This is a genomic window from Methylacidimicrobium tartarophylax (genome assembly GCF_902143375.2).
Taxonomy (GTDB): Bacteria; Verrucomicrobiota; Verrucomicrobiia; order Methylacidiphilales; family Methylacidiphilaceae; genus Methylacidimicrobium; species Methylacidimicrobium tartarophylax.
The window spans coordinates 1-5,454 of record NZ_CABFVA020000081.1 but is presented as its reverse complement, the minus strand read 5'-3'; the positions used below and the strand labels follow the sequence as shown (position 1 = coordinate 5,454).

The 5,454-nt window shown below is 59.2% G+C and carries 5 protein-coding genes; 1 reads left to right on the top strand and 4 read right to left on the bottom strand.

Going from position 1 to position 5,454, the window contains the following annotated elements; genetic code table 11:
* Nucleotides 1-140 precede the first annotated feature (140 nt).
* Genes hxsC through hxsD form a run of 3 tightly spaced genes read right to left on the bottom strand, consistent with a single transcriptional unit; the run spans nt 141 to nt 3,051 of the window.
* On the bottom strand, nt 141-1,280 hold the full coding sequence (hxsC, locus tag MAMT_RS07630; protein ID WP_142660391.1) for a His-Xaa-Ser system radical SAM maturase HxsC: 1,140 nt from the start codon (nt 1,278-1,280) through the stop codon (nt 141-143).
* A 6-nt stretch (nt 1,281-1,286) separates the two neighbouring features.
* Nucleotides 1,287-2,768, bottom strand: a complete 1,482-nt coding sequence (gene hxsB / locus MAMT_RS07625; protein ID WP_281289107.1) for a His-Xaa-Ser system radical SAM maturase HxsB — start codon at nt 2,766-2,768, stop codon at nt 1,287-1,289.
* Nucleotides 2,743-3,051, bottom strand: a complete 309-nt coding sequence (hxsD, locus tag MAMT_RS07620; RefSeq protein WP_142660389.1) for a His-Xaa-Ser system protein HxsD — start codon at nt 3,049-3,051, stop codon at nt 2,743-2,745. The genes hxsB and hxsD overlap by 26 nt, the downstream gene beginning before the upstream one ends.
* 490 nt (nt 3,052-3,541) lie before the next feature.
* On the opposite strand from hxsD, the gene MAMT_RS07615 reads away from it, so the two are divergent.
* Nucleotides 3,542-5,041 (top strand): tetratricopeptide repeat protein, encoded by a 1,500-nt coding sequence (locus MAMT_RS07615; RefSeq protein ID WP_142660388.1) that lies wholly within the window; start codon nt 3,542-3,544, stop codon nt 5,039-5,041.
* Between the two features lie 22 nt (nt 5,042-5,063).
* On the opposite strand, the gene MAMT_RS07610 is transcribed toward MAMT_RS07615, so the two are convergent.
* A complete protein-coding gene (locus tag MAMT_RS07610; RefSeq protein WP_142660387.1) occupies nt 5,064-5,309 on the bottom strand; it encodes a CopG family transcriptional regulator in 246 nt (81 codons plus the stop codon).
* Between the last annotated feature and the right edge of the window lie 145 nt (nt 5,310-5,454).

Here is a 5,454-nt window from a genome sequence, read left to right as displayed (position 1 = left end):
CTCAACCATCAAACCCCGCTTCAGACCCTCAAAACATGGCAACACTCCCATCCGCATCTCTTCCAAAAAGCAGTACGCAATCATCCGGGACCTGACATTTACGCTGCACAGGAAAGTTCGGCTAGGAGGGGTATTAAAGATCATAATATGGGTTTGACGTGCTTTCTGTAGAACTCTGCTGTGCTAGAGAAGAACCCGCAGCAATGAGGCTTGGCCTTACAGGAAGAGCATTCTTCGGGGTAGTCATTTTTCCAATCCGAAATGCTCTGCTTTGAAAAAGGGTGGAGGTGAGGAGGGATCATGCACAAAGGTAGATTGAAGAGAAAGACGGGGATTCTGGCGCGGGCCAAGATCCGCACGGCTTTGTCGATCGCGACCGAATACTCGCGGGGGTTCACGAAGAGGTAGTTCCAGTTGGCCGATCCGAACCCCATTTTCTCTAAGCCCATGAAGGCGACTTGGTTGACCATGGTCAGATTCCTGCGAAGGAACTCGGCCAGTTCCGGAAGCCCTTCCCAGGTCTGGGAGTGGAGGACGACGCGGATTTCTACCGGGATTCCGTATCGCTTGAGATTGAGGATCCCTTCGATCGTTTCGTCCCATGCATTCGTCGCCTGCACCACGAAGTTGTGTCGTTCCGGCGTGGCTGAATAAATCGGGATGCCGAACATGATGTCCCGGTGGCACTGGTCCGAGATGGCCTTGCAGAGGGCCAGCTTGGTGAAGTTCCTCCCGTTGGATAGGACGTGGATCGAGGCGGCGGGCAGGTTGTATTTGAGGCTCCGAAGAACTTCCAGGAAGCGCTCGCCCAAGAGGGTCGGTTCTCCGCCCGTGATGCCGATGGATGCCGTATCTTGGGACATCAAGGGAATCGCGTTGAGCAGTTCGTCGACGAGGTAGGAGTCGTCGATCTTGCGTGGAGGTTGCGAGCACATGATGCAGTAGTGATTGCACTGTTCGGTGACCAGCAGACTGTTATGTGGTGAGGTTTTTCGGTAGAGGACGCGGACGGCTTGTTCGTGCGACTGGTAGCGCAGGACATCGCCCTCGCTGAGGTAAGAGAACGAATCCGGCAGTCGCAGTGAGCGGGGTATCGTCGTTGCGTCCTGCAGGCAGAGGTGAAGCGGGAACTCCCCGTCGGGTTGGTTGCCGTTGCGCAGCAGCAGAGCGTGTTGGGAGCGGGCGGCGATGGGGAGACGGAGGTTTTCGGTTACCCGGAAGACCCCGCTGGCGATGCCTTCGTGGTTACCGGGAAGTTTTTTGGCGAATAGGGGGATCATGGCCTATCACGTCCAAGACCTCAGGATGTCGGCATCCTCACCCCCTGCCTCCAGTTTCCCGATCAAGTGGCGAAAGATCTCCATGTTCTTGGCGCAGAATCCGCTGAAGGCCTTGTGGCCTAGGAAGTCGCCTTGGGTGGCGTGGTGGTAGTCGGGATCCGCTCCGCAGTAAGGGAGGAAAGCGCATTCGTGGCACATCGGGGCGGATTCTAGGAGGCTCGCGGCCAGCGGCTCCAGAAGGCTGTCGCTGAGCATGATTTCCTCGTAGGAGTTGGAGAGAATGTTACCGAGGCGGAAGGTCTTGTCGCCTCGCTCCGCTGCCATCCTTCCTTCGTCGGAGGCGTAGACGTCGCCGTCGTAGTTGAAGACGATTCCTGCGATCCCGATTCCGGCGGGGGACTGGAGGTTCACGAAGCCGGTCCCGTGGTTGGTGAGGATCCGGGTGAGGAGAATGCTCGCGTAGGCTTCCTTCATCGGGTAGCCGCGCTTGTTCCGGTCGAGGATGTAGTCCAGTCCCTCCTTGTAGAACTCCACCCACCGTTCGGCCGTGTACCGGTCGAATGCTTTGGTCCTGATTGCGTCACCATAGGGACTCAGCGGCCTCAGGAAGATCTGGTGAAAGTCGTGCGCGACATACGTGTCCACGATGTCTCGGACACGGTGGAGCGATTTTTCGGTGGTTGTCATCAGGGCGCCCACTCTGTGATGACCGATAGCCTTCCTCGCCTTGCGAATCCCCTCGATGGTCAACTCGTAGGAGTTGTTTCCCCGTTTCGGGCGGTTGGCGTTGTGCAAATCGGCGGGCCCGTCGAGAGAGGTGGAGAGGAGGATCTCCTCCTCGGCGCAGAACTTCAACATCTGGTCGGTAGCCACGGACAGGTTGGTCGCGGCTACGAACTGGAGGTCTTTTCCCGCAGCGCGGTTCTTGGCCTTTGCCCGCTGCACGATGAACTGGATCAAGGGGAAGTTGAGCATCGGCTCCCCTCCTTGAAATTCGATCTTGATCCCGGAGGAAGGCGTTCGGAAGGTGAAGTCGAGGGCCTTTTCGGCCATCTCCTCGGTCATGTCGAAGGCTTCCCTGTCCTCGCTGACACGGGAGACTTGGCAATAGGGGCAGACATGGTTGCACCGGAGGGTCACCACGAAGAGGAAGAGGCCGGTGAAGTTGGCCACCGATCGGGTCCGGGTCCGGTATTTGGCTGCCACCAGATTGAGGGTGCTCCGGGTGGCGTCGTCGAAGATGAGATGTTTGCGCCGGAGCAGTTCGTATTCGGGCGAAGCGGAGCTAAGGTTCCCGCTAACCAGAGCTTCGAGGGTGTCTCTCCGGACTACCGCGTAGTCTCCGCAAATGTTGGAGACGATGTATCGTCGCGTGTCCCCGGCTGCTGCGGCCATGAAGTTGAGGGGAAGTAAACGGTAGCTTCCCGGTCTCGGGTATCCTGCCTCCGCGGAAAATCTCCGGCTAAGCTGTTGTGCCTGCGCATCCATCTGGGGGAACCAGCGAGGTCCCAGAGAATGCGTTGGAGAGGATCAGCGTCTTGATCTGCTCCGTGGATTGCACAATTTGGGCTCGCAGCGATTGGTCGATCAGTTCCGTCCGGAACAGATGATGGCAGTCTTCCAGAATAGGGCCACCGGAAAGAGGGTGGATCTCGACGGACCACACCGGGTCCTCGTCGATCAGTTGGGCCGAAAACCTGTCCGCGAGCCGGTAGAGCGTCGCCTCTACCGTCGATTGGCGATAAAGGCTCTTCTGCACGCGGAGGCTCATTACCAGGAGCTCGAGTAGTGGCTGGCGTGGCTCTCGTGGCTGGCGTGGCTGGAATGGCTCTCGTGGCTCATGTGTTGCAGAGCCCTCGGCGTCCCGGTGGTAGCCGCCGGAGCGATGGCTGGCAGCGAGGGAGCTTGGTGCATTTCCGAACCTGAAGGCAGAAATGATGCTGCGTGTGAACTTAAGGAGGAAGCGGCGAGGAGCGCGGCGACTGCGGCCCCAAGAGACTTGAGAAATCTCTGTGGCTTCATCTGAAGTAATCCAGTCTTTTGCCTTGTTCCAGAGGTGTTGGCAATCAAAAAACACGTAAAGTGTCGTAAACAAGTGAAGTGACCGCTGGGGTAGAACACGCTTTATCTAAAGGGGTAAGCGGATGTCCACTTTCTGTTCATTCTTCACATCCAGCCGGCGATGATGACAGGAGCTTTGCATTAGTAAGCCCACCTGGCAGAATCCGCCGCACGCGAAAGATCGGGTAAGGGGGAAAGCGATGAAGCACGCGATCTGGACAATCTGCGGGGTCCTGTTACTACTCACCGCCGCGCGGGCCAGGGCCGAGAGCGCAACCCAAGTGTTCGAGCGGGTCGCGCCGAGCGTGGTGGTGGTGTTGAGCCTCGATCCCGCCGGCAAGCGGGTGGCGTTGGGCAGTGGGGTGGCGATCGCACCCGGCGTAGTGGCGACCAACTGCCACGTCATCCGGGACGGCGCGAGCTGCATGGTGCGCTACCACGGCCAGGACTACCCTGCGCGGCTCCTCAACAGCGACTGGCGGCGCGACGTATGCAGCCTTGAGGTTCCGGGTCTGCCCGCGCCCCCTGTGATGCTCGGCGACACGGCATCCCTCAAGGTCGGCGTCACGGTATACGCCGTAGGCGCGCCGAAGGGCCTGGAACTCACGCTGTCGCAAGGCATCGTCTCCAGTCTGCGTGACCTGGAAGATGGCCGCTTCATCCAGACCACTGCGGCGATCTCGCACGGCTCCAGCGGCGGTGGCCTCTTCGACGATCAAGGGCGTCTGCTTGGCCTGACCAGCTTCTACGTGGGCGGCGGCCAGCAACTCAACTTCGCGTTGCCGGTGGAATGGATCGGGACGCTGCCGCAACGTTCGGTTCGGTTGCCGGCGCAGGGTCTAAGCGAAGCCGAATGGATCACTCGCTCGCTTGCCTTGGAAGCCAAGGAAGACTGGCACGGCTTTTTGACGGTTTCCCAGGCTTGGGTGAAGGCGCAGCCGGATTGTGCGATTGCCTGGGGCGCTCTGGGCGCAGCTTACGTCGGTACCCACCAATATGCCCAAGCGATTGAGGCCTACCGTCAGGCGTTGAAGATCAACCCGCAGCTTGCGGTGGCTTGGGCTTTCTTGGGCCAAACTTACGAGCGTGCCGGTCGCTATGCCGAGGCGATTGAGGCCTACCACCGGGCGTTGAAGGTCGCTCCGGAGATTGCGGAGACTTGGTACCGCTTGGGCCTTGCCTACGGCAGGATCAGCCAATACGACCAGGCGATTGAGGCCTTCCGCCAGGCGTTGACAATCAATCCGCAGTACGCAGAGGCTTGGTGTGGGCTAGGAGCTGCCTACAGCGACTCTGATCGGGACGCCCAGGCAATTGAGCCCTACCGCCAAGCGCTGAAGATCAACCCGCAGTATGCGGTGGCTTGGTACGCCCTGGGAGTTGCCTACCGCAGCATCGGCCAATATGCCCAAGCGATTGAGGCCTACCGCAGGGCGTTGAAGATCAACCCACAGGATGCGGAGGTTTGGTCTGGTCTGGGAATTGCCTACGGCGCTGCGGGCCAGCATGCCGACGCGATTGAGGCCTGCCGCCAGGCGTTAAAAATCAATCCGCAGGATCCGAAGGCTTGGCTCAGCCTGGGCCTTGCCTACAAGCTAGCCGGGGAGCGTGACCGGGTTATAGAGGTCTACCAAGAACTCAAGACGCTGTCGCCCGATCTAGCCGATAAGCTTTTCAATCTCGCCATCGCGCCGCGCTGAGTCCAGGTGCTTACCGATCTTTTCAGTGGACCCCGATGGCTAGGCCGTGTTCGACGGCGAGGTGAATCGCCAGGTTGATGACGGCGGCGCGGGACTGGCCGATCTCGGCGGCCAACTCATCCACCTTCATCAAAGGAATAGTGGGCGCGATGGTTAGGCTGATTTGCTGCTTGTTTCCTTTCCGCACGCCTCTTGGCTTCGGCTCCGCATCCGGCGCGGCGGCAATGAAGGCCTCCGCATTTTTCGCTTTCGGTCGTGTAATCGCTATATGAATCTATTATAGGCTTTTTTTAATATTAAGTTACACCATCTAAAATGCGCTAACCAGTGCAGTTAACTCGGCGATCGTCTTTGGGTCTTGCGGCTTGATCTCGTGGGCGGAAAGCCCCGCGCCGGCGGCATTGGCGAAAGCC

Excerpts from the sequence above, each read along its gene's own strand:
- hxsD (WP_142660389.1), bottom strand. The coding sequence starts at position 3,051 with ATGAGCCTCCGCGTGCAGAAGAGCCTTTATCGCCAATCGACGGTAGAG.
- hxsC (WP_142660391.1), bottom strand. The coding sequence starts at position 1,280 with ATGATCCCCCTATTCGCCAAAAAACTTCCCGGTAACCACGAAGGCATC.
- hxsB (WP_281289107.1), bottom strand. The coding sequence starts at position 2,768 with ATGGATGCGCAGGCACAACAGCTTAGCCGGAGATTTTCCGCGGAGGCA.
- MAMT_RS07615 (WP_142660388.1), top strand. The coding sequence starts at position 3,542 with ATGAAGCACGCGATCTGGACAATCTGCGGGGTCCTGTTACTACTCACC.